The sequence below is a fragment of the Rhizobacter koreensis genome (assembly GCF_013366375.1).
GTDB classification, from domain to species: Bacteria; Pseudomonadota; Gammaproteobacteria; order Burkholderiales; family Burkholderiaceae_C; genus Schlegelella_A; species Schlegelella_A koreensis.
On sequence record NZ_JABWMJ010000006.1, the window covers coordinates 95693 to 114025 of the forward strand.

An 18333-nucleotide genomic window follows, 5' to 3' on the forward strand; every position below is an offset into this window, starting at 1 on the left:
TTCCTCGTGGGGCCTCAGGCGGCCGCGCGCTGCATGCGCAGCGTCGTGTTGATCACGCGGGCGAGCTTGTCGGCGTAGGCCGGATCGGTCGCGTAGCCGGCGCGCTGCAGGCCCTTGGCGAAGGTCTGCGCGCTCGCGGCGTCGGCCCCCGCGCCGGCCACCCGGGCGACCACGCCCGAGTAGCGCGGGCTGTCCTTGAGCATGCGCGCGTAGTCGGCGAACGACTCCTCGTACGACCCGTAGGCGCGGAACTTCGCGGTCACCTTCTGCGGGGCGCCATTGACGTATTCGGTGGTCGTGATCGTCGCGACCTTGCCGTTCCAGCCCGCGCCGGCCTTGATGCCGAACAGGTTGTGCGACGTGCTGCCGTCGGCGTTCTTGATCTCGCGGCGGCCCCAGCCCGACTCGTGCGCGGCCTGCGCGACCATGAAGGTCGCCGGGATGCCGGTCTGCAGCTCGGCGGCACGCGCCGCGTTCTCGTGCATGCGGACGAACTCGCTCTGCTTGGAGCCGCTGGGTGCCGAGCTCGCGGAGTCGGCGCTCGCCGGGGCGAGCCGCTGCGGCAGCGACGGGACCGCACTCGCCTCCTTGGTGGCGGCGTTCGCGACCGCGCCGCCCATCTGGCGCTCGAGCTGGCGCGCGATCACGTCCGACAGGCCTCGCGGCATGCCGGTCATCTGTGCGGCGAACTGGGTGTCGAGCATCTCGGTGCCGAGCTTGGTGCCCGAGTTCTCGAGCATCCCCGACGAGACGGTGGCGTCGCGCATGCTCTTCATCAGCTGCTGCATGAAGAGCGCCTCGAACTGCTTGGCGGCGTCCTTGATCGCCGCGCGCGGGTCGCGCGCCGCGCTCGAACGCAGCGTGCCGATCGCGAGCGGGTTGCTGCCGCCCGGCGCGGCACCTGCCGTGGAGGGCGGCATCGCGGCCATCAGATCACCTCGAGCTCGGCGTTGAGCGCGCCGGCCGCCTTCATCGCCTGCAGGATCGCGAGCAGGTCCTGCGGGGTCGCGCCGAGCGAGTTGAGCGCCTTCACGACGTCGGCGAGCTTGACGCCGGCGGCGAGCTGGATCAGCGAGCCGGCGGCCTGCGAGATCGTGATGTCCGCCTTCTCGGTGACCACCGTGTCGCCCTTCGACAGCGGGCCGGGCTGGCTCACCGCGGGCGTCGCGCTGATCGTCACCGACAGGTTGCCGTGGGCGACCGCGCACGAGGCGAGCGTGACCGCCTGGTTCATCACGATCGAGCCGGTCCGCGCGTTGATCACGACCTTGGCCGACGGCACCGCCTTGGCGATGTCGATGTTCTCGATGTCGGCCATGAACGCGACGCGGGCGTTCGACTCGGCCGGCATGCGCACGCGGATCGCGCGGCCATCGAGCGCCTGCGCGACGTTCGGGCCCATCTTGCCGTTGATCGCGCGCACCACCTCGCGCGCCAGCGCGAAGTCGTTCGAGTTGAGGTTGAGCTCGATCGAGTCGCCTTCGTTGAGGGCGCTCGCCACCGCGCGTTCGACGCTCGCGCCGTCGGGAATGCGGCCCGCGCTCAGGTGGTTGATGGTGACCTTGGAGCCCGCCGCCGCGGCACCGGCGCCGGCGATCACCACGTTGCCTTGGGCGATCGCGTAGACCTGACCGTCGACGCCCTTCAGCGGCGTGGCGATCAGCGTGCCGCCGCGCAGGCTCTTGGCGTTCGCCAGCGACGAGACGTTGACGTCGATGGTCTGACCCGGCTGGGCGAACGCCGGCAGCTGCGCGGTCACCATCACGGTGGCCAGGTTCTTGAGCTGCATGTTGGTGCCCGGGGGCACCGTCACGCCCATCTGCTGCAGCATCGCCAGCAGGCTCTGCGCCGCGAACGGCGCGCCGGTGGTCTGGTCGCCCGTGCCGTCGAGGCCGACCACGAGGCCGTAGCCGACCAGCTGGTTGGCGCGCACGCCCTGCACCTGGGCGACTTCCTTGATGCGCGCGGCCTGGGCCGGCGCCGGCCACCACAGCGCCGCGCTCGCGAGCAGGGTGGCGAAGATCAGCGAAAAACGCAGCAGTCGGTCGTGGTTGGTCATGTGGGAAATCCGAGGAGCCCGCAGAGAGCCCTGTCTCGGTTTCCGATTCTGGAGAACCTTAGACCGGCAGAACGTTCAAAAAGAAGCGCCCCAGCCAGCCAATTCCCTGCGCTTCGGCCTGCGCGCCGCGACCGCTCTGCTCGATGCGCACGTTGGCGATCTGCGCCGACGCGACGGTGTTGCCGGCCTGGATGGCGCGCGGGTCGACCTGCCCCGAAAAGCGCAGCACGTCGACGCTGTGGTTGACGCCGATCTGCTTTTCGCCGGCGATCAGCAGGTGGCCGTTCGGCAGCACGCCGGTCACGGTCGCGGTGATCGTGCCCGAGAAGTCGTTGCTGCTCTCGGTGGTGCCGGCGCCGCTGAAGCTGTTGCCGCTCGAGCCGCCGACGTTGAGCTTGCCGAGCGTCGTCGCCGAGATGAGCGGGAACGCCGTCGCGGCACCCGACACCTTGCCGCTCTTGTCGATCGAGCTCGTGCTCTTTTGCGTGGCGGAGATCTTCTCGACGATCTGCACCGTGAGCGAGTCGCCGACGTGACGCGCGCGGTGGTCCTCGAACAGCGGCCGGTACTGCGCGGCCTGGTAGATCGAGCCGTTGCGCGCGGTCACGACCGGCACCGGCTCGGGCGCCGCGTAGGTGACCTTGGCGACGTCGACCGGGGGCCGCGCGTTGATGGCTTCGCAGCCGGCGAGCACGAGCAGGACGGCGGCGGGGACGAGACGGACGAGCGTGTGCATGAGAGCGTTCCTTGGGCGGCGCATGGCCGTGGACGATGCGGGCCGGGCGCCGCGCCGCGCCACAAGCCTTTGGGGCCGAGCGCGCGGCGCCGGGCGGCGCGCGGCGAACGGAGTCAGAGCTGCGCGAGCTTCTGCAGCATCTGGTCGGAGGTCTGGATCGCCTTCGAGTTGAGCTCGTAGGCGCGCTGGGTCTGGATCATCTGCACCAGCTCCTCGACGACGTTGACGTTCGACGTCTCGACGAAGCCCTGCTGGATCTGGCCGAGGCCGTTGGCACCCGGAACGCCCGAGTTCGGCGCCCCCGAGGCGGCGGTCTCGCCGAACACGTTCTGGCCCTTGGGGTCGAGACCGGCCGGGTTGACGAAGCTGGCGAGGGTGAGCTGGCCGATCGCCTGCGGCGCCGACTGGCCCTGCAGCAGCGCGGTCACGGTGCCGTCGCTGCCGATCATCACCTTCTGCGCGTTCGGCGGGATCGTGATGCCGGGCTGCACGGTGTAGCCGTTGTTGGTGACCAGCTGACCGTTGGCGCTGACCTGGAACGAGCCGTCGCGCGTGTAGCCCGTGGTGCCGTCGGGCATGGTCAGCTCGAAGAAGCCGCCGCCGCTGATGGCGAGGTCGAGCGAGTTGCCGCTCTGCTGCAGGCTCCCCTGCGTGAAGTTGCGCGCGGTCGCGACGGCGCGGGTGCCGAGCCCGAGCTGCAGTCCCGTCGGCAGCGCGGTCTGCTCGGTGCTCTGCGAGCCGGCCTGCCGCATGTTCTGGTACATCAGATCCTCGAACACGGCATGCGAGCGCTTGAAGCCGTTGGTCGAGGCATTGGCCAGGTTGTTCGAGATGGTGTCCAGCTGGGTCTGCTGGGCTTCCATGCCGGTCTTCGAAATCCAGAGCGAACGCATCATGGCGGGAGTCCTCGGGTGCCTGTCAGGCTCAGTTCATCGACAGCAGCTGCGAGGCCGCCTTTTCGTTGCTTTCGGCGGTCTGCATGAGCTTCATCTGCGCCTCGAACTGGCGCGCCGCGGAGATCATCGCGACCATGGTCTCGACCGGGCTCACGTTCGAGCCTTCGAGCGCGCCGTCCTGCACGCGGGCGTTGGCGTCGGCCGGGAGCTCGCCGTCGGCGGCACGGAACAGGCCGTCGGTGCCGCGCGTCAGCGGCGCCTCCGGCGTGACCAGCTTGAGGCGGCCGAGCGCGTTGCTGCGGCCGTTGGTCATCGCGCTCACGGTGCCGTCGCTGCCGATGCTGACCGTGCTGTTCGGCGGCACCTGGATCGGCCCGCCGTCGCCGAGCACCGTGAGGCCGCCGCGCGTGGTCAGCATGCCTTCGGCGTTGATGTCGAGCGAGCCGCCGCGCGTGTACGCCTCGGCGCCGTCGAGCCCCTGCACGGCCAGCCAGGCGCCGTCCTTCATCGCGACGTCGAGCGCCCGCCCGGTCGCCGACACCGGCCCCGGCGTCGCGTCGTAGCCCAGCGTCGACTCGAGCGCGAAGACGCGGCTGCTCGCGCCGCTGCCCTCGACCGGCACCGCACGGAACGCGGCGAGCTCGGCGCGAAAGCCGACCGTCGAGACGTTCGCCAGGTTGTTGGCGAGCGTGTCCTGACGCTGCATCGTCGCCTTCGCGCCCGACATCGACGTGTAGATCATGCGGTCCATGGCGGCTCCGGTTCAGCGGCAATCTCAGACGTGCGCCGTGGCCTCAGCGCAGGTTCACGATCGTCTGCAGGATCTGGTCCTGCGTCTTGATCGTCTGCGAGTTGGCCTGGTAGAAGCGCTGCGCGGTGATCATCTCGACGAGCTGGGCCGTCATGTCGATGTTTGAGTCCTCCAGCGCGCCGGCCTGAGGGCTGCCGAGGTTGCCCTCGCCCGGCACGCCGACGATCGGATCGCCCGACACGAAGCTTTGCGACCAGGCGTTGCCGCCGCTCGGCGTCAGGCCCTGCGGATTGCGGAAGTTGGCGATCGCCACCTGTCCGACGGCCTTGGACTGACCATTCGAGTAGTACGCGGTGAAGATGCCGTTGCCCTCGAACTGCGCGCTCGTGAGCTGGCCGGCGCCGTAGCCGTTCTGCTGCAGCGCGGTCACGCCGAACTGCGAGCCGTACTGGGTGGTGCCGGCGACGTTGAGCTGGATTCCGGTGATGGGAACGCTCACCGCGCCGGCGGCATTGGTCACCGAAGGGATGTTCAGCGTCACCGGCGCGGTCGGCGCGGTCGGCGCGCGGCCGTCGCTCGGGAAGGTGATCGTCGTCGACGGCGTCGGGTTGCCGCCCGACGTGCTGACCGGCACGCCGTTGGCGGCGACGTAGACGTCCCAGGTGTCGGTCGCGGTCTTCTGGAAGTAGTACGTCAGCGCGACGTCCTGGCCCTTGGCGTCGTAGATCGTCGTCGAGGTCGCGCGGTTGTAGGTCTTGGGGTCGGCGAAGTTGATCGGCGTGCCGCCGCCCGACGCCGCGGTCACCGACTCGCGCGCGTCGAGGTTGAGCTCCATCTTCATCGTCGACGTGACCGCCGGCGTGATGCCCGCGGTCGGCATCTGCAGCGGCGACGTGAAGCCGGGAATGATCGCGCCGGTCGCGTCGGCCGGGAAGCCGATCAGGCGCTGGCCCTGGTTGTTCTCGACGTAGCCGTCGCGGTCGACCTTGAACGCGCCGTTGCGCGTGTAGGCGGTCTCGCCGTTCTTGTCGAGCACCTGGAAGAAGCCGGCGCCGTTGATCGCGAGGTCCAGCGGGTTGCCGGTGGTCGAGATGCTGCCTTGCGTGAACTGCTGCGACACCTTGGCCAGGGTGACGCCGATGCCGATGGTGTTGCCGCCGGCGAGCGCGCCGGCGTACATGTCGGCGAACTCGGCACGCGCCGACTTCGCGCCGTAGGTGTTGGCGTTCGCGATGTTGTTGCCGATCGCCTCGAGACTCTTGCCCGCGGCGTTCAGACCCGAAAGACCTTGCTGGAAGCCCATGACGTGCCCCTTCGTTGTTCGTGGATCAGTTGAAAGCCTTGACCGCGCTGTACGGCACCGTGCTGCCGTTCGCGAGTTCAAGGTTGAAGACGTTGCCGGCGGTGCTGACCGCGGCCACCTCGGAGCGCATCAGCGGGTTCGCCTTGGTCGCGACGCCGGCGTTGCTGGCGACCACGCGGAAGGTGTAGGGCGTCCCGGGCGTTCCCTTGCTCGCGTCCCAGGTGAAGGTGCCGCTGCCGCTCGGCTGCCTGCCGTCGAGCTTCACGGTGTCGATGACGCCGCCGCCGGGTGCGATCACCTCGACCTTCACGTCGTCGGCCGAGCCCTCGAGCTCGAAGGCACCGAAGCCCTTGCCGTCGACGATCGAGATCCTGTTGCCCGGCACGACGACGTCGCGCCCGACCAGCGCGGCGCCCTGCACCGTCTGCAGCTGCATGAACTGGCTCGACAGGCTCGCGACCGTGGTGTTGAGCTTCTCGATCCCGCTCACGGTGTTGATCTGCGCCATCTGGCTCGTGACCTGCGCGTTGTCCATCGGCGAGAGCGGATCCTGGTTCTTCATCTGCGCGACGAGCAGCTTGAGGAAGCGGTCCGAGGTCGCCTTCGCCTCGTCGGCGTTCGCGGCGGTGGCGGCGAGCTGCGCCGCGCTCTGGGTGTTGCTGGTGGCGGTGACGGCCATCGGGAGCTCCTTCAGCCTTGGCCGAGCTGAAGGGTCTTCAGCATCAGGCTCTTCGCGGTGTTCATCACCTCGAGGTTGTTCTGGTACGAGCGCGAGGCCGAGATCATGTTGACCATCTCGTCGATCGCGTTCACGTTGCTGTAGGTCACGTAGCCGTCGGCGTCGGCGCTCGGGTGCTTGGGGTCGTGCACGCGGCGGCCCGGGCTCTGGTCTTCCGAGATCGTGCTGACGCGCACGCCGGCCGCCGTCGGGTCGCTCGCGGTCGCGCCGAGCAGCTGGGTCTGGAACGTGACCTGGCGCGCCTTGTAGGCAGTGCCGTCGGGCCCGGCGACGGTGTCGGCGTTGGCGAGGTTGCTCGCCACCACGTTCAGGCGCTGGCTCTGCGCGCTCGCGGCGCTGCCCGACACGTTGAAGATGTTCATCATGCTCATCGCGGAGCTCCCTCAGGGCCGGCGGCTCACTGGCCGGTGATCGCGCTCAGCGTGGTGCGCACGCTGCTGTTGATGAAGCGCAGCGTCGCCTCGTACTTGACCGAGTTGTCGGCGAAGCTCGCGCGCTCGCGGTCCATGTCGACGCTGTTGCCGTCGATGCTGGTCTGGCCCGGCATCGCGTAGACGAGATCGCGGTCGGTCAGACCATTGGCGCTGACGCCGAGCGCGCCGCGATGACCCGGCTGGCTCGCCGCGAGGCCGCGCGACGCCTGGCTGCCGGTCGCGGCGGTCAGTGCCTTGGCGAAGTCGATGTCGCGGGCGACATAGCCCGGCGTGTCGGCGTTCGCGATGTTCGAGGCGATCAGACGCTGGCGCTCCGACCGCAGCGTGAGCGCCTGGCCGTGGAAATCGAGCGTCGAAGTCAGTCCGTTGAGCATGTCGGTGTCCCGGGTGTCGTGGCCGCCGGAAGGGCAGGTTCGACGAGGTGGACGGATTGTGGGAAGCGCGCCGCCAGAACATAAGCGCGAAGAGAAGGCGCATTGCCGTCCAATTCCGGCCCTTGCGCGGGTGTGCCGGCTCCTACAGTGCACGGCATGGAAGAAGACACCCTGCTCGATACGTGCGTGCGCCTCGTGCTCGTGGCTGCGGCCGCGGTCGCGATCGCCTTCGCGACGCCGGCCCTCGCCCAGGAAGCGCCGACGGGCCTCGACGCCGCGCTCGAGCAGCAGGTGCGTCTGCTCGCCGAGACCGGCTCGCGTGCGCTGCCCGCCGGCGCGTCGCGGGTCGAGGTGAGCATCGGCCAGCTCGACCCGCGGCTGCGCCTCGCACCTTGCCAGCGCATCGAGCCCTATCTGCCCGCGAACGCGCGTCTGTGGGGAAAGTCACGCATCGGGCTGCGTTGCATGCAGGGGACGACGCTCTGGAACGTGTTCCTGCCGATAACCGTCAAGGTGTTCGGGCGCGCGCTCGTCGCGCCGCAGGGTGCTGCGGCGGGTACGGTGCTCGCGCCGACCGACCTGGCGGAAGCCGAGGTCGACCTCGCCGCCGAGGTCGCACCGCCGGTCAGCGACGCCGGCCAGGCGGTCGGCCGCGTGCTCGCGCAGTCGCTGCAGCCGGGTCAGACGCTGCGGCAGACGCACCTCAAGGTGCGCCAGTGGTTCGCCGCCGGCGACACCGTCAAGGTGGTGGTCGCCGGCGCCGGCTTCACGCTCGAGGGCGAAGGCCAGGCGCTGACGCACGGGCTCGAGGGCGGCAGCGTGCGCGTGCGCACCGAGAGCGGACACGTGCTGAGCGGCCGGCCGATCGGCGAGCGCCGGGTCGAGCTGGTGCTTTGACCTCCGGTTCGCGAGAAGCCGAAAAAATGTCTAAAGTCGCCGCGCGCTGCGCCGATACACCGTCCATATTGGATTGGGCCGGGTTCGCCGGGCCCGTTTGGAGAGCACGATGAAGATCGGTAACCCCGCTGACAAGACGCCTGCCCTGGCCACGGTCACGAGCCAGCCTGCCGCAGCCGACGCCACCAAGGCGGCCGCGTCGAACGGCAAGGCCGCACCGGCCGCCGCAGCGAGCAGCGCCGCGAGTTCGCACGTCGCGCTGTCGAGCACCGCGTCGACCCTGCTCGCGCCGGGCGGCGACGCCGAGTTCGATGCCGGCAAGGTGAGCCGCATCAGCGACGCGATCGCGAACGGCACGTTCAAGATCAACGCCGAGACGATCGCCGACAAGCTGATTTCGAACGCCCAGGAACTCCTCAGCAAGGTCAAGAGCTGAAGCGTTGCCCTCTCGGGTGACGGGCCCCTGCCCGTCGCCGCGCTTTTGCTGACCTGCCCCTGGAGTCGATCTCGATGCCCGATCCGGCCATGACCCGCGAGCCGCTGGCCGCTGGCGAGCCCGTTCTCGAAGACACCCTTGCCGCCGTCGAGTCGCAACTCGGCGCGCTCGGCAGCGCGTTGCGCGCCCGCGATGCCGACGCGATCGACCGTCACGCGGCCGAACTGCACCGCGCCATGGCGAGCGCGGTGGAGCACTTCTCGCGCGCCGCCCGCAGCGGCGCCGTGCCGCCCGCGCTGCGCCATCGCCTCGCCCGCGCCAGCGGCCAGGTCGCGGCGCAGCGCGAGAGTCTCGCGCGCGCCACCGCCGCGCTCGACCGCGCGATCGACGTGCTGCTGCCGCGCGAGAACCTGGCGGTCTACGCCGCGAGCGGCAGCGCCGAACGCAGCAACACCAGCGGCGTGCTGCGCGCCTGAGACGCGGCGCCTGCGGCGGCCCGGCCGCGCCCGGGCGATCGCTGCGCCGAAGTCACCCTGGCGGCCAACCCGAGCGGCCGCGCCGTTTCGCAGCATGACGACCGCTGCCGGCGCCCGTGTGCCCGTGTGCCCGTGATCCGACCGCCCTACTCCGTCGTGCAGTCGAGCGCCGCGTGCGCGTCGGCGAACGCCTGCGCCTCGGCCGCGTTCGCGACCTGCATGGACGCATCGTGCGGGCTGCGATACAGCACCAGCCACGGCGCGCCGGCGCCATCGCGCACCCACACGCTCTGGTAGAGGCCGACGCGGTAGCGCGGCCGGCCGTCGACGCCGCGCTCGCGCAGTTCGTAGGGGCCGCGCACGACCGCGACGTCGGCGTTGTCGCCGATGCTGACGAAGCCGGCACGCCAGCGCAGCTCGCTGCCGCCGCGCCCGGCGATCAGCGGCGTCCAGGCGGTGACGATCGCGTCGCGGCCGCGGAGCGGCTGCGGACCGCCGGCATCGAACACCGCGCCCGGATGGACGTGCTCGGCAAAGGCCGCCCGATGGCGATGCTCGACGCTGCGCGCGAACTGAGTCTCGCGCCGCCACACCTCGCACTCGGCGGCGCTGTGCGCGCCGGTCGGCTGACCGGGCGCGGCGGTCGCAGGGCCGCTGCGTGCGCCGGCGGTGCCGGCTGCAGCGCCGGCACGGGCTGCGTGCGCCGCAGGCAGCGCCGCCGCGATCAGCAGTGCCACCGCGATCGCATTCGCCGTCGACATGGGCGGACCGACTCGCGGCGATGCCGCACCCGCCGCGCCGCGACCCCTCACGATCCGCGCCGCGGCTGCCGGTCCGGCGAGCCCCCCGCGGCGGCCGGCGCCGCGCTCCAGAGGTCGTGCGCCATCCGCACGCTCGCCTCGCGGCCCTGGTAGTAGCCGGCGACGAGCTCGCACTCGCGATAGCCGAGGCGCTGGTAGAACGCGCGCGCGGCCGCGTTGACGGCACGCGCTTCGAGGTAGACCTGACCGATGCCGGCACAGCGCGCCGATTCCTCGAGCCAGCCGACGAGGAGGCGGCCGACCCCGCGCCGCGCCTGCCAGCTCTCCACCGCCAGCAGCAGCAGGTGCGCCTCGTCGTCGTGGTAGCGCATCGCGCCGAAGCCGAGGCGCTGGGCGCCGTCGCAGGCGAGCACCACGTTGGTGTCGGGAGCGGCGATGCTGCGGGCGACGCGCGACGCGGTCCAGCTCCAGCCGAGCCCGTGCTCGATGCGGTCGCGCGAGAGCTCGGCGATCCAGCGCGCGTCGGCGCGAGTGGCGAGACGAACCTGGGGATGAAAGCTCATGCGTGCGGTTCTCCGGCGACGCACCACCGAGGCCATGCCGCGCGGGCGGTCGCGCCGGCCCAATATAGCGGCCGCCTTCGGCGCCGCCCGCGTCGGGCAGGTAAAGCCGACGAACGGCCGGCGCCGGCGACGCCGCGAACATCCTGTATCTTCATCCAGTCGCACGAGCCCGCTCGAAGCAGCCCGCATGCCCCGCCTCATCGCCCACCTCGACATGGACGCGTTCTACGCGTCGGTCGAGCTGCTGCGCTATCCCGAACTGCGCGGCCGGCCGGTGGTGATCGGCGGCAGCCGCGACCACGGGCCGCGCACGCGTGCCGACGGCACGCGCGAGTTCGCGACGCTGCGCTCGTACGTCGGGCGCGGCGTCGTCACCACGAGTACCTACGAGGCGCGCGCGCTCGGCGTGTTCTCGGCGATGGGGATGATGAAGTCGGCACAGCTCGCGCCCGACGCGGTGCTGCTGCCGGTCGACTTCGACGCCTACCGCGCGATGTCGCGCCGCTTCAAGGCCGCGGTGCGCGAGATCGCGCCGGTGGTCGAGGACCGCGGCATCGACGAGATCTACATCGACCTCACCGACGTGCCGGGCGCGCAGGACGACCGCGGACTTGCGGTCGCGCGCGCCCTCAAGTCGGCCGTGCAGGCCGCGACCGGGCTCACCTGCTCGATCGGCGTCACGCCGAACAAGCTGCTATCGAAGATCTGCTCCGAGTTCGACAAGCCGGACGGCCTGACGCTGCTCGACGTCGCCGACATCCCGGCGCGCATCTGGCCGCTGCCGGCGCGCAAGGTCAACGGCGTGGGCCCCAAGTCGGCGGCCCGCTTGGCGGGGCACGGCCTGCACACGATCGGCGACCTCGCGAAGGCCGACCCGGCGTGGCTGCGCGCCGAGTTCGGTGCGAGCTACGGCCATTGGCTGCACGAGATGGCGCACGGCCGCGACGAGCGTCCGGTGGTCACGTCGAGCGAGCCCAAGTCGATCAGCCGCGAGACCACGTTCGAGCGCGACCTCCACGCGGTGCGCGACCGCGCCGAGCTCGGCGCGATCTTCACCCACCTCTGCGAGAAGCTCGCCGGCGACCTCGGCCGCAAGGGCTACGCGAGCAAGACGATCGGCATCAAGCTGCGCTACGACGACTTTCGCTCGGTGACGCGCGACCTCAGCCTGCCGACGCACACCTTCGACGCGCGCGAGATCCGGCGTGCCGCCGGTACCTGCCTCAAGCGCGTCGACCTCACGCGGCGCCTGCGGCTGCTCGGCGTGCGTGCGGGCGCGCTGATGCGGATCGCCGACTTGGTCGGCGCGCATCCGGCTGCCGTCGGCTGCGCGCCGGCGCGCGCGCGGGTCGCCGAGCCCTACCGCGGATTGCCGCTGTTCGACACGCCCGCGAGCGCTTCGGAAGGCGATGGAGCAGCTGCAGCTGCCGACGGCGCGCGCTGAGCGCGGCGTCGCCACGGCACCGCGTGCTGCGGCCGCTCCGGGCCGGGGTGGCGCGGCCGCAGCGTTCAGCGCGTGTCGACGGCGCGTTGCGGCGCGAGGTTCAGGAACGGGACGGCGCCGCCTGAGGTCGTCGGCAGGATGCCGTTCCACTTCTCGATCGCTCGACGCTCGTTCTCGATGCGGCGCAGCTCGATCAGCATCGTCGTCACTTCCTGCTTCTGCAGACGCAGCGCCTCGGCCTCAGCCTTGGCGCTCGCGATCTTCTGCTCGGCCTCGACCTGGATTCGCGAGAGGTCGCGCTCGGCCTTGAGCTTCTGCTGCTCGGCGCTGACCTTGGCCTCGATCGCCTGCGTGAACGACGGCGAGAACGCGAAGTTGACGATCGCGAACTCGTCGAGCAGCAGCCCGTGGCGCGTCATCTTCTCCTTGGGCAGCGCGCCGATCGCGTCGCGTACCTCGGTGCGCCGCGACACCAACTCCTCGGCCGTGAAGCGCGCAGTGATCGCCTTGACCGCTTCCTGCGTTGCCGGCGCGATGATGCGGCGCGCGACCTCGTCGGTCGACTGCGCGATCTCGCGGAACACGTGCGACACCGCCGCGGGGTCGAGGTGATAGTTGATCGCGATCTTGGTGTGCACGGTCTGCAGATCCTTCGACGCTGCATCGGCCTCGCCCTCGACCTTCTCGATGCGAACGTCCATCAGGTGCATGACCTGCACGATCGGAATGCGCAGGTGCAACCCTTCGCTGAAGACCTCGGGCGACGGCTTGCCGAAGGTCGTCATCACGCCGCGGTGGCCAGACGGAACGATCGCGATCGGAGCCAGCAGCCACAGCACGACCAGCGCGACGACGGCGCCCATGAGGCGACGCAGCCAGGCCGGGGCGCCGCGCCTTCCGCCTCCGGGGCTATCGACACTGTTCGACAGGTTCGGCATCTTCATGCGGCTGCGGGATGGTTGGGCGTGTCGACGCCACGGGAAGCCAGGCGCTGAGGTGGCGCGAGGCGCGGGTGTTATCAGCCCCAGGCAGGAACTGCGGGCCGCGAGAATACGCGGCGGCGGCGGCCGGTGGCACGTCGCTTAGCATCGAACGCGAACGCGGGCGCGCCTCTCATGACCATCATCACGAACATCGAAGACCTGCGCGTGCTCGCCGAGCGGCGCGTTCCCCGCATGTTCTACGACTACGCCGACTCGGGGTCGTGGACCGAGAGCACCTACCGCGCCAACGAGGCTGACTTCCGGCGCATCAAGCTGCGCCAGCGCGTTGCGGTCGACATGGCGAACCGCTCCATCGCGACCCGCATGCTCGGCATCGACACCGCGATGCCGGTGGCGCTCGCGCCGACCGGCCTCACGGGCATGCAGCACGCCGACGGCGAGATCCTCGCGGCGCGCGCTGCCGAGCGCTTCGGCGTGCCGTTCACGCTCAGCATGATGAGCATCTGCTCGATCGAGGACGTCGCCGCCCACACCACCCGGCCGTTCTGGTTCCAGCCCTACATGCTGCGCGACCGGCCGTTCATGGAGCGCCTGATCGAGCGCGCGCGGGCGGTGAACTGCAGTGCGCTGATGCTGACGCTCGACCTGCAGATCCTCGGCCAGCGGCACAAGGACATCAAGAACGGCCTCACGGTGCCGCCGCGCATCACGCTGCCGAACCTCGTCAACCTCGCGACCAAGCCGGCGTGGTGCCTCGGCATGCTCGGCACCCGCCGACGCAGCTTCGGCAACATTGTCGGCCACGCCAAGGGCGTGACCGACATGTCGTCGCTGTTCTCGTGGACCGCCGAGCAGTTCGACCCCAGCCTGAGCTGGGCCGACGTCGAGTGGGTCAAGAAGCTCTGGGGCGGCAAGCTGGTGCTCAAGGGCATCCTCGACGCCGAGGACGCGCGGCTTGCCGTCGCGAGCGGCGCCGACGCCATCGTCGTGTCGAACCACGGCGGGCGTCAGCTCGACGGCGCACCGTCGTCGATCGAGGCGCTGCCGGGGATCGTCGATGCGGTCGGCGGGCGAACCGAAGTCTGGCTCGACGGCGGCATCCGCTCCGGGCAGGACGTGCTCAAGGCGTGGGCGCTCGGCGCCCGCAGCACCCTGATCGGCCGCGCCTTCCTCTACGGGCTCGGCGCGATGGGCGAGGCTGGCGTGACCCGCGTGCTGCAGATCATCGCCCGCGAGCTCGACATCACGATGGCGTTCTGCGGTCACACGAACATCCGCGACGTCGACCGCTCGATCCTGCTGCCGGGCAGCTATCCGGTCGCCGGCTGACGCACGCGTGCGACAGGCACCCGAATTGCATGAAGGGCCGACACAGGCGTTGAACCGGCGAGCGGCCGTCGGCGCGCCTTCGGGAGATCGCGATGACGCTGGACCAGTTCCAAGCCCTCAAGCTCTGGCATCAGCAGCACGCCCAGTTCGCGCCGCTCGAGAAGGAAGCCTGGGAAGCGGTCGTCACGCTGTGGCTGATCGGCTGCGTCGGCGGCCCGGTCGCCCTGCTGATCGGGCGCGGCTTCATCGCCGCGCTCACCTTCGCCTTGCTGTTCCTGCCGCGAGCCTACGTGTGGCTGCGGCGCCGCCTGCACCGCGCCGGCATCGTGCGCTGCGACTGGATGGCGGCGCTGCGCTGAGTACGCTCGCCGCCCCGGCGGAACGGATCGCTCGGCGCGTGCGGCGCGGGTGCCGCTCGCAAACGCCCGGCCCCCGCGCGACTCAGTAGACGACGATCTCGGCGCCGTCGCCGCGGATGTGCTCGGGTCCTTTCCAGGCCCGTTCGCCGACGGCGCCGGCGCCGGTCCACCAGCCGTTGATCGCGAGCCGCTTGCCGCGCGCGTACGGCGACACGTGGGTCACGAAGTGGTTCGACTCCGGACCGACGTTGAACAGCCACAGCGTGTTGAAGGTCGGGGGCAGGTAGCAGCCCTTCGAACACCAGTAGAGTGCGCCGCCCCATTCGGGTCGCCAGTTTTTGGCGAGATGCCAGACGTACGCGACCTGCCGGCTGAACGCGCCCTCGCTGTGCGCGACGTCGTTGTGCGGCAGCGAATGGTCGCCCGGCAGGTACCAGCTCGCCGAGAACTCGGTCGGGCCCGGGCACGGCCGGCCCGACATCCGCGTCACCCAGTCCTTGGTCGCGGCCGAGTCGAAGATGCGCGAGCACCACGCGAGGTCTTGCGGGAATGCGGCGTTGTCGTAGAGGTTGTGGTGGTGGTAGTGGAAGTCGCCCTCGCCGCCATCGTGGACGCGCCACGCGGTGCACTCGTCGAGGCTGCGGAACATGCGCTCGGCGAACTCGGGCTCGAAGGCGTCGCGGATCGCGACCAGCCCGCCGGCGCTCAGGCGCGCGGCAAGCTCGGGCAGCAGCGCGCGCAGCGGCGCGCGCAGGTGCGCCTCGATCGCGAGGTCGTCCGCGGGCGCGGCGAGAGGCGCGCTCGCGGGCACTGCGCCGTCGCCCACCACGAGCGGATCGACGTTCGCGACCTGCCGCCGCACCTCGTCCATGTCGAGCGCGCGCACGCCGGCGAGCACCTGCTCGAGCCCTTCGGCGGGCAGCGCGCCCGGGTTCGCGAAGACGACGATGTTGCTGCAGAAGATCATCAGCGTCGGGGTGGCGCGGACGTCGAACTGCGCCGCGAGCGCCGGGCTGCGCGCCACGTTGACGGTCGCGAAGCGGACGTCGGGGTGGCGCGCCGCGGCCGCCGCGAAGGTCGGCGCGAACGCGGTCCATTCGGCGACGCCGGGGGTGCGGAACGCGACGACGACGCAGGGCTGCCCGTCGATGCCGGCGGCGAAGTCGGCGTCGCCGAGTTCCATGATCGCGAGCGGCGCCGTGGGGACGGGCCTCATCGAGAACACCTGCGCGCCAGCGGGGAGGGCCCGCGCCGCGCCGGTCGGGTGCGCGGCCATGCCGGCGTGCCTCGAATCCCTGTGCTTCTGCTTGTTCATGCCGGGTCGACTCTGCTCGTTGTGGAGGCCGGCGCCGCCGGTGGGACGGACGGATCACCAGCCGCGGCAGCGTCGAGGCGCTTCCGACCGGGCTCGGACGATCGGATGCGGCACACCGGCGCGCCGTCAGGCCGCCATTGTGAAAGACGGCCGGGGGGCCGACGCTGCCGTGCGTCGGCCAGGCGAGATCGCCCGCCCGCCGCTACAGCGCGCCGCGCTCGAAGGTGTTGCAGCGTTCGATGCTGCCGCCCTCGACGCCGCGCTTGAACCACTCGACGCGCTGCTCGCTCGAGCCGTGCGTGAACGACTCCGGCACCACGGTGCCCTGCGACTTGCGCTGCAGCGTGTCGTCGCCGATCTGCGCGGCGGCGTTGAGCGCCGACTCGATGTCGCCGGGCTCGAGGCGCCAGCCCTGGCGCTGCTGCGAGCGCGCGGCCCAGACGCCGGCGAAGCAGTCGGCCTGCAGCTCGACGCGCACGCTGAGCGCGTTCGCCTGGCGCTCCGAGGCGCGGCTGCGCGCCGCGTCGACCTTCTCCATCACGCCGAGCACGTGCTGCACGTGATGGCCGACCTCGTGGGCGATGACGTAGGCCTGGGCGAACTCGCCGGGGGCGCCGAGCTTGCGCTGCAGCACGTCGTAGAACGAGAGGTCGATGTAGACCTTGCTGTCGCCCGGGCAGTAGAACGGCCCCATGGCGGCCTGGCCGCGACCGCACGCGGTCGGCCAGCTGTCGCGAAAGAGCACGAGCTTGGGCGCCGGGTAGGTCTGTCCGGCCGAGCGGAACACATCACTCCAGACCTGCTCGGTGCTGTGCAGCACCTGCGAGACGAAGCGCGCCTGCGGGTCGTCGCGCGGCGGCGCGCTGCCCTGCGGCACCGACTGCTGGGCCGGCGCGCCGCCGTCGCCCATCAGGCCGAGCAGCGTCAGCGGATTGATGCCGAAGATCCAGCCGGCGATCACCGCCACGGCGACCGAGCCGAGACCGATGCTGCGGCCGCCGAAGCCGAAGCCGCCGCCACTGCCCATGCCGCGAACGTCCTCGACGTTCGAGCTTTCCTGCTCGCCATCCATCCTCATCGCGTGCTCCTCGTGGCCGGGTGCGGGGGATGGTAGGAGCGGCCGGCGCTCGCGGTCTGTCGGAAAAGGCCGCGCGACGCTGCCGCTCGCGATCACGTCGCGTGAACGCGCGGGTGCTTCCGGCTCAGGTCACCGGCAGCGTGACGCCCTGCTGGCCCTGGTACTTGCCGCCGCGGTCCTTGTAGCTCGTCTCGCAGACCTCGTCGCTCTCGAAAAACAGCACCTGCGCGCAGCCCTCGCCGGCGTAGATGCGCGCCGGCAGCGGCGTGGTGTTGCTGAACTCGAGGGTGACGTAGCCCTCCCACTCGGGCTCGAACGGCGTCACGTTGACGATGATCCCGCAGCGCGCGTAGGTGCTCTTGCCGAGGCAGATCGTGAGCACGTTGCGCGGGATGCGGAAGTACTCGAGCGTGCGGGCGAGCGCGAAGCTGTTCGGCGGGATCGTGCAGACGTCGGCGTGGATGTCGACGAAGCTGCGTTCGTCGAAGTTCTTCGGGTCGACGACCGTGCTGTAGATGTTGGTGAACACCTTGAACTCCGGCGCGCAACGGATGTCGTAGCCGTAGCTCGAGGTGCCGTAGCTGACGATCTTGCGGCCCTCGGCCGACTCGCGGATCTGGCGCGGCTCGAACGGCTCGATCATCCCGGTCTGTTCGGCCATGCGCCGGATCCACTTGTCGCTCTTGATGCTCATTGCCCGTCTCGCCAAAGCTGGCGCGGATTGTAGGCAGCGCTCCTCGCGCGCCCGGCCGGCATCGGGGCCGACCCCGACCCGCCGGGCGGCAGCCGTCGCTAACATCCGGCCACGCCCCGCGCCGACCCATCCGGAGCCGATCATGCGCAATGCCACCGAGCTGCTGGTCCAGTACGCCCACTACCACCGCGATCGCCGCAACATCGCCAGCCATCTGGTCGGCGTGCCGCTGATCGTGTTCTCGATCCTGATGCTGCTCGCGCGTTGGGGCGTGCCGGCCGGCGACCTGCTGGTGACGCCGGCATGGGTGGTGTTCGCGCTGGCCGCGGCCTGGTACCTGTCGCGCGGCCACGCGGCGCTCGGCGTCGCGGTCAGCGTCGCGACCGGCGTGCTGGCGCTGCTCGCGCACGCCGCCGCCACGGCCGGCGGCACCGGCGCCTGGCTCGGCTGGTCGATCGGCCTCTTCGTGATCGGCTGGGTGATCCAGTTCGTTGGCCACTGGTACGAAGGCAAGAAGCCGGCGTTCGTCGACGACCTGGTCGGCCTCCTGGTCGGTCCGATGTTCGTGGTGGCCGAGATCCTGTTCATGCTCGGCTGGAACACGCCGCTGCAGCGCGAGATCGAGCGCCGCGCCGGCCCGACGGTGCTGCGCGACGCCGCACGCATCGCCTGATCGCCATCGACACCCTCGCCGCAGCCGGCGACGCGCTGCCGGCGTCGGACGCCGGGTCGTCCGGACGCGAGC

Annotated in this window: 22 protein-coding genes; 7 read left to right on the plus strand and 15 right to left on the minus strand. The window is 70.8% G+C overall.

Annotated features, from left to right (window positions below; all coding sequences use genetic code 11):
• Positions 1–14: 14 nt before the first annotated feature.
• The 9 genes from flgJ to flgB all read right to left on the minus strand — a co-directional run bounded on the left by flgJ (position 15) and on the right by flgB (position 7292).
• Positions 15–929 carry a flagellar assembly peptidoglycan hydrolase FlgJ gene (gene flgJ / locus HQN59_RS13705; protein WP_176069676.1) on the minus strand — a complete coding sequence of 305 codons (915 nt, stop codon included), beginning with the start codon at positions 927–929 and terminating at the stop codon, positions 15–17.
• Positions 929–2059 carry a flagellar basal body P-ring protein FlgI gene (locus HQN59_RS13710; RefSeq protein ID WP_176069677.1) on the minus strand — a complete coding sequence of 377 codons (1131 nt, stop codon included), beginning with the start codon at positions 2057–2059 and terminating at the stop codon, positions 929–931. The genes flgJ and HQN59_RS13710 overlap by 1 nt, the downstream gene beginning before the upstream one ends.
• A 58-nt stretch (positions 2060–2117) precedes the next feature.
• Positions 2118–2795, minus strand: coding sequence for a flagellar basal body L-ring protein FlgH (locus tag HQN59_RS13715; RefSeq protein WP_176069678.1), 678 nt, complete (start codon positions 2793–2795; stop codon positions 2118–2120).
• A gap of 113 nt (positions 2796–2908) precedes the next feature.
• Complete coding sequence (gene flgG / locus HQN59_RS13720; protein ID WP_176069679.1) at positions 2909–3691, minus strand: flagellar basal-body rod protein FlgG; 783 nt, start codon at positions 3689–3691, stop codon at positions 2909–2911.
• 28 nt (positions 3692–3719) lie between these two features.
• Positions 3720–4442: a flagellar basal-body rod protein FlgF gene (flgF, locus tag HQN59_RS13725; RefSeq protein ID WP_176069680.1), complete on the minus strand. Its 723-nt coding sequence runs from the start codon at positions 4440–4442 to the stop codon at positions 3720–3722.
• Positions 4443–4485: 43 nt separating this feature from the next.
• The gene (flgE, locus tag HQN59_RS13730; RefSeq protein WP_176069681.1) at positions 4486–5745 is read right to left on the minus strand and encodes a flagellar hook protein FlgE; all 1260 of its coding nucleotides are present in this window, start codon (positions 5743–5745) and stop codon (positions 4486–4488) included.
• Between the two features lie 25 nt (positions 5746–5770).
• Complete coding sequence (locus tag HQN59_RS13735) at positions 5771–6424, minus strand: flagellar hook assembly protein FlgD (RefSeq protein ID WP_176069682.1); 654 nt, start codon at positions 6422–6424, stop codon at positions 5771–5773.
• A gap of 11 nt (positions 6425–6435) precedes the next feature.
• A complete protein-coding gene (gene flgC, locus HQN59_RS13740) occupies positions 6436–6855 on the minus strand; it encodes a flagellar basal body rod protein FlgC (protein ID WP_176069683.1) in 420 nt (139 codons plus the stop codon).
• 26 nt (positions 6856–6881) lie between these two features.
• Positions 6882–7292: a flagellar basal body rod protein FlgB gene (gene flgB, locus HQN59_RS13745; protein WP_176069684.1), complete on the minus strand. Its 411-nt coding sequence runs from the start codon at positions 7290–7292 to the stop codon at positions 6882–6884.
• Between the two features lie 156 nt (positions 7293–7448).
• Here flgB and flgA point away from each other — a divergent pair, with 156 nt between their 5' ends.
• The 3 genes from flgA (at position 7449) to HQN59_RS13760 (ending at position 9101) form a co-directional block, all read left to right on the plus strand.
• Positions 7449–8189, plus strand: a complete 741-nt coding sequence (gene flgA, locus HQN59_RS13750; protein ID WP_176069685.1) for a flagellar basal body P-ring formation chaperone FlgA — start codon at positions 7449–7451, stop codon at positions 8187–8189.
• 109 nt (positions 8190–8298) lie between these two features.
• The gene (gene flgM / locus HQN59_RS13755; RefSeq protein ID WP_176069686.1) at positions 8299–8625 is read left to right on the plus strand and encodes a flagellar biosynthesis anti-sigma factor FlgM; all 327 of its coding nucleotides are present in this window, start codon (positions 8299–8301) and stop codon (positions 8623–8625) included.
• 74 nt (positions 8626–8699) lie between these two features.
• Positions 8700–9101 (plus strand): hypothetical protein, encoded by a 402-nt coding sequence (locus HQN59_RS13760; protein ID WP_246294911.1) that lies wholly within the window; start codon positions 8700–8702, stop codon positions 9099–9101.
• A gap of 146 nt (positions 9102–9247) precedes the next feature.
• On the opposite strand, the gene HQN59_RS13765 is transcribed toward HQN59_RS13760, so the two are convergent.
• Entirely contained in the window at positions 9248–9862 is a 615-nt protein-coding gene (locus tag HQN59_RS13765) for a YybH family protein (RefSeq protein ID WP_176069687.1), read from the minus strand.
• 47 nt (positions 9863–9909) lie between these two features.
• Entirely contained in the window at positions 9910–10425 is a 516-nt protein-coding gene (locus HQN59_RS13770) for a GNAT family N-acetyltransferase (RefSeq protein WP_176069688.1), read from the minus strand.
• A gap of 187 nt (positions 10426–10612) precedes the next feature.
• On the opposite strand from HQN59_RS13770, the gene dinB reads away from it, so the two are divergent.
• Positions 10613–11869 (plus strand): DNA polymerase IV, encoded by a 1257-nt coding sequence (dinB, locus tag HQN59_RS13775; protein ID WP_176069689.1) that lies wholly within the window; start codon positions 10613–10615, stop codon positions 11867–11869.
• A gap of 65 nt (positions 11870–11934) precedes the next feature.
• Here dinB and HQN59_RS13780 read toward each other — a convergent pair whose 3' ends face one another.
• Positions 11935–12813, minus strand: a complete 879-nt coding sequence (locus HQN59_RS13780) for a prohibitin family protein (protein WP_217704127.1) — start codon at positions 12811–12813, stop codon at positions 11935–11937.
• A 171-nt stretch (positions 12814–12984) separates the two neighbouring features.
• Here HQN59_RS13780 and HQN59_RS13785 point away from each other — a divergent pair, with 171 nt between their 5' ends.
• Together HQN59_RS13785 and HQN59_RS13790 are read left to right on the plus strand one after the other, a co-directional pair.
• A complete protein-coding gene (locus tag HQN59_RS13785; protein WP_176069690.1) occupies positions 12985–14142 on the plus strand; it encodes an alpha-hydroxy acid oxidase in 1158 nt (385 codons plus the stop codon).
• Between the two features lie 92 nt (positions 14143–14234).
• Positions 14235–14501 (plus strand): hypothetical protein, encoded by a 267-nt coding sequence (locus HQN59_RS13790; protein WP_176069691.1) that lies wholly within the window; start codon positions 14235–14237, stop codon positions 14499–14501.
• A gap of 82 nt (positions 14502–14583) precedes the next feature.
• On the opposite strand, the gene HQN59_RS13795 is transcribed toward HQN59_RS13790, so the two are convergent.
• The 3 genes from HQN59_RS13795 to dcd all read right to left on the minus strand — a co-directional run bounded on the left by HQN59_RS13795 (position 14584) and on the right by dcd (position 17588).
• Complete coding sequence (locus HQN59_RS13795) at positions 14584–15717, minus strand: 2OG-Fe(II) oxygenase family protein (RefSeq protein WP_176069692.1); 1134 nt, start codon at positions 15715–15717, stop codon at positions 14584–14586.
• Positions 15718–16018: 301 nt separating this feature from the next.
• Positions 16019–16894 carry a KPN_02809 family neutral zinc metallopeptidase gene (gene ypfJ, locus HQN59_RS13800; protein WP_176069693.1) on the minus strand — a complete coding sequence of 292 codons (876 nt, stop codon included), beginning with the start codon at positions 16892–16894 and terminating at the stop codon, positions 16019–16021.
• A gap of 124 nt (positions 16895–17018) precedes the next feature.
• On the minus strand, positions 17019–17588 hold the full coding sequence (dcd, locus tag HQN59_RS13805) for a dCTP deaminase (protein ID WP_176069694.1): 570 nt from the start codon (positions 17586–17588) through the stop codon (positions 17019–17021).
• Positions 17589–17730: 142 nt separating this feature from the next.
• Here dcd and HQN59_RS13810 point away from each other — a divergent pair, with 142 nt between their 5' ends.
• Positions 17731–18261, plus strand: a complete 531-nt coding sequence (locus HQN59_RS13810) for an Mpo1 family 2-hydroxy fatty acid dioxygenase (RefSeq protein WP_176069695.1) — start codon at positions 17731–17733, stop codon at positions 18259–18261.
• The last annotated feature ends 72 nt before the right edge of the window (positions 18262–18333 follow it).

Coding starts and splice junctions, on each gene's coding strand:
- flgJ (WP_176069676.1), bottom strand. CDS start 929: ATGGCCGCGATGCCGCCCTCCACGGCAGGTGCCGCGCCGGGCGGCAGC.
- HQN59_RS13710 (WP_176069677.1), bottom strand. CDS start 2,059: ATGACCAACCACGACCGACTGCTGCGTTTTTCGCTGATCTTCGCCACC.
- HQN59_RS13715 (WP_176069678.1), bottom strand. CDS start 2,795: ATGCACACGCTCGTCCGTCTCGTCCCCGCCGCCGTCCTGCTCGTGCTC.
- flgG (WP_176069679.1), bottom strand. CDS start 3,691: ATGATGCGTTCGCTCTGGATTTCGAAGACCGGCATGGAAGCCCAGCAG.
- flgF (WP_176069680.1), bottom strand. CDS start 4,442: ATGGACCGCATGATCTACACGTCGATGTCGGGCGCGAAGGCGACGATG.
- flgE (WP_176069681.1), bottom strand. CDS start 5,745: ATGGGCTTCCAGCAAGGTCTTTCGGGTCTGAACGCCGCGGGCAAGAGT.
- HQN59_RS13735 (WP_176069682.1), bottom strand. CDS start 6,424: ATGGCCGTCACCGCCACCAGCAACACCCAGAGCGCGGCGCAGCTCGCC.
- flgC (WP_176069683.1), bottom strand. CDS start 6,855: ATGAGCATGATGAACATCTTCAACGTGTCGGGCAGCGCCGCGAGCGCG.
- flgB (WP_176069684.1), bottom strand. CDS start 7,292: ATGCTCAACGGACTGACTTCGACGCTCGATTTCCACGGCCAGGCGCTC.
- flgA (WP_176069685.1), top strand. CDS start 7,449: ATGGAAGAAGACACCCTGCTCGATACGTGCGTGCGCCTCGTGCTCGTG.
- flgM (WP_176069686.1), top strand. CDS start 8,299: ATGAAGATCGGTAACCCCGCTGACAAGACGCCTGCCCTGGCCACGGTC.
- HQN59_RS13760 (WP_246294911.1), top strand. CDS start 8,700: ATGCCCGATCCGGCCATGACCCGCGAGCCGCTGGCCGCTGGCGAGCCC.
- HQN59_RS13765 (WP_176069687.1), bottom strand. CDS start 9,862: ATGTCGACGGCGAATGCGATCGCGGTGGCACTGCTGATCGCGGCGGCG.
- HQN59_RS13770 (WP_176069688.1), bottom strand. CDS start 10,425: ATGAGCTTTCATCCCCAGGTTCGTCTCGCCACTCGCGCCGACGCGCGC.
- dinB (WP_176069689.1), top strand. CDS start 10,613: ATGCCCCGCCTCATCGCCCACCTCGACATGGACGCGTTCTACGCGTCG.
- HQN59_RS13780 (WP_217704127.1), bottom strand. CDS start 12,813: ATGAAGATGCCGAACCTGTCGAACAGTGTCGATAGCCCCGGAGGCGGA.
- HQN59_RS13785 (WP_176069690.1), top strand. CDS start 12,985: ATGACCATCATCACGAACATCGAAGACCTGCGCGTGCTCGCCGAGCGG.
- HQN59_RS13790 (WP_176069691.1), top strand. CDS start 14,235: ATGACGCTGGACCAGTTCCAAGCCCTCAAGCTCTGGCATCAGCAGCAC.
- HQN59_RS13795 (WP_176069692.1), bottom strand. CDS start 15,717: ATGAGGCCCGTCCCCACGGCGCCGCTCGCGATCATGGAACTCGGCGAC.
- ypfJ (WP_176069693.1), bottom strand. CDS start 16,894: ATGAGGATGGATGGCGAGCAGGAAAGCTCGAACGTCGAGGACGTTCGC.
- dcd (WP_176069694.1), bottom strand. CDS start 17,588: ATGAGCATCAAGAGCGACAAGTGGATCCGGCGCATGGCCGAACAGACC.
- HQN59_RS13810 (WP_176069695.1), top strand. CDS start 17,731: ATGCGCAATGCCACCGAGCTGCTGGTCCAGTACGCCCACTACCACCGC.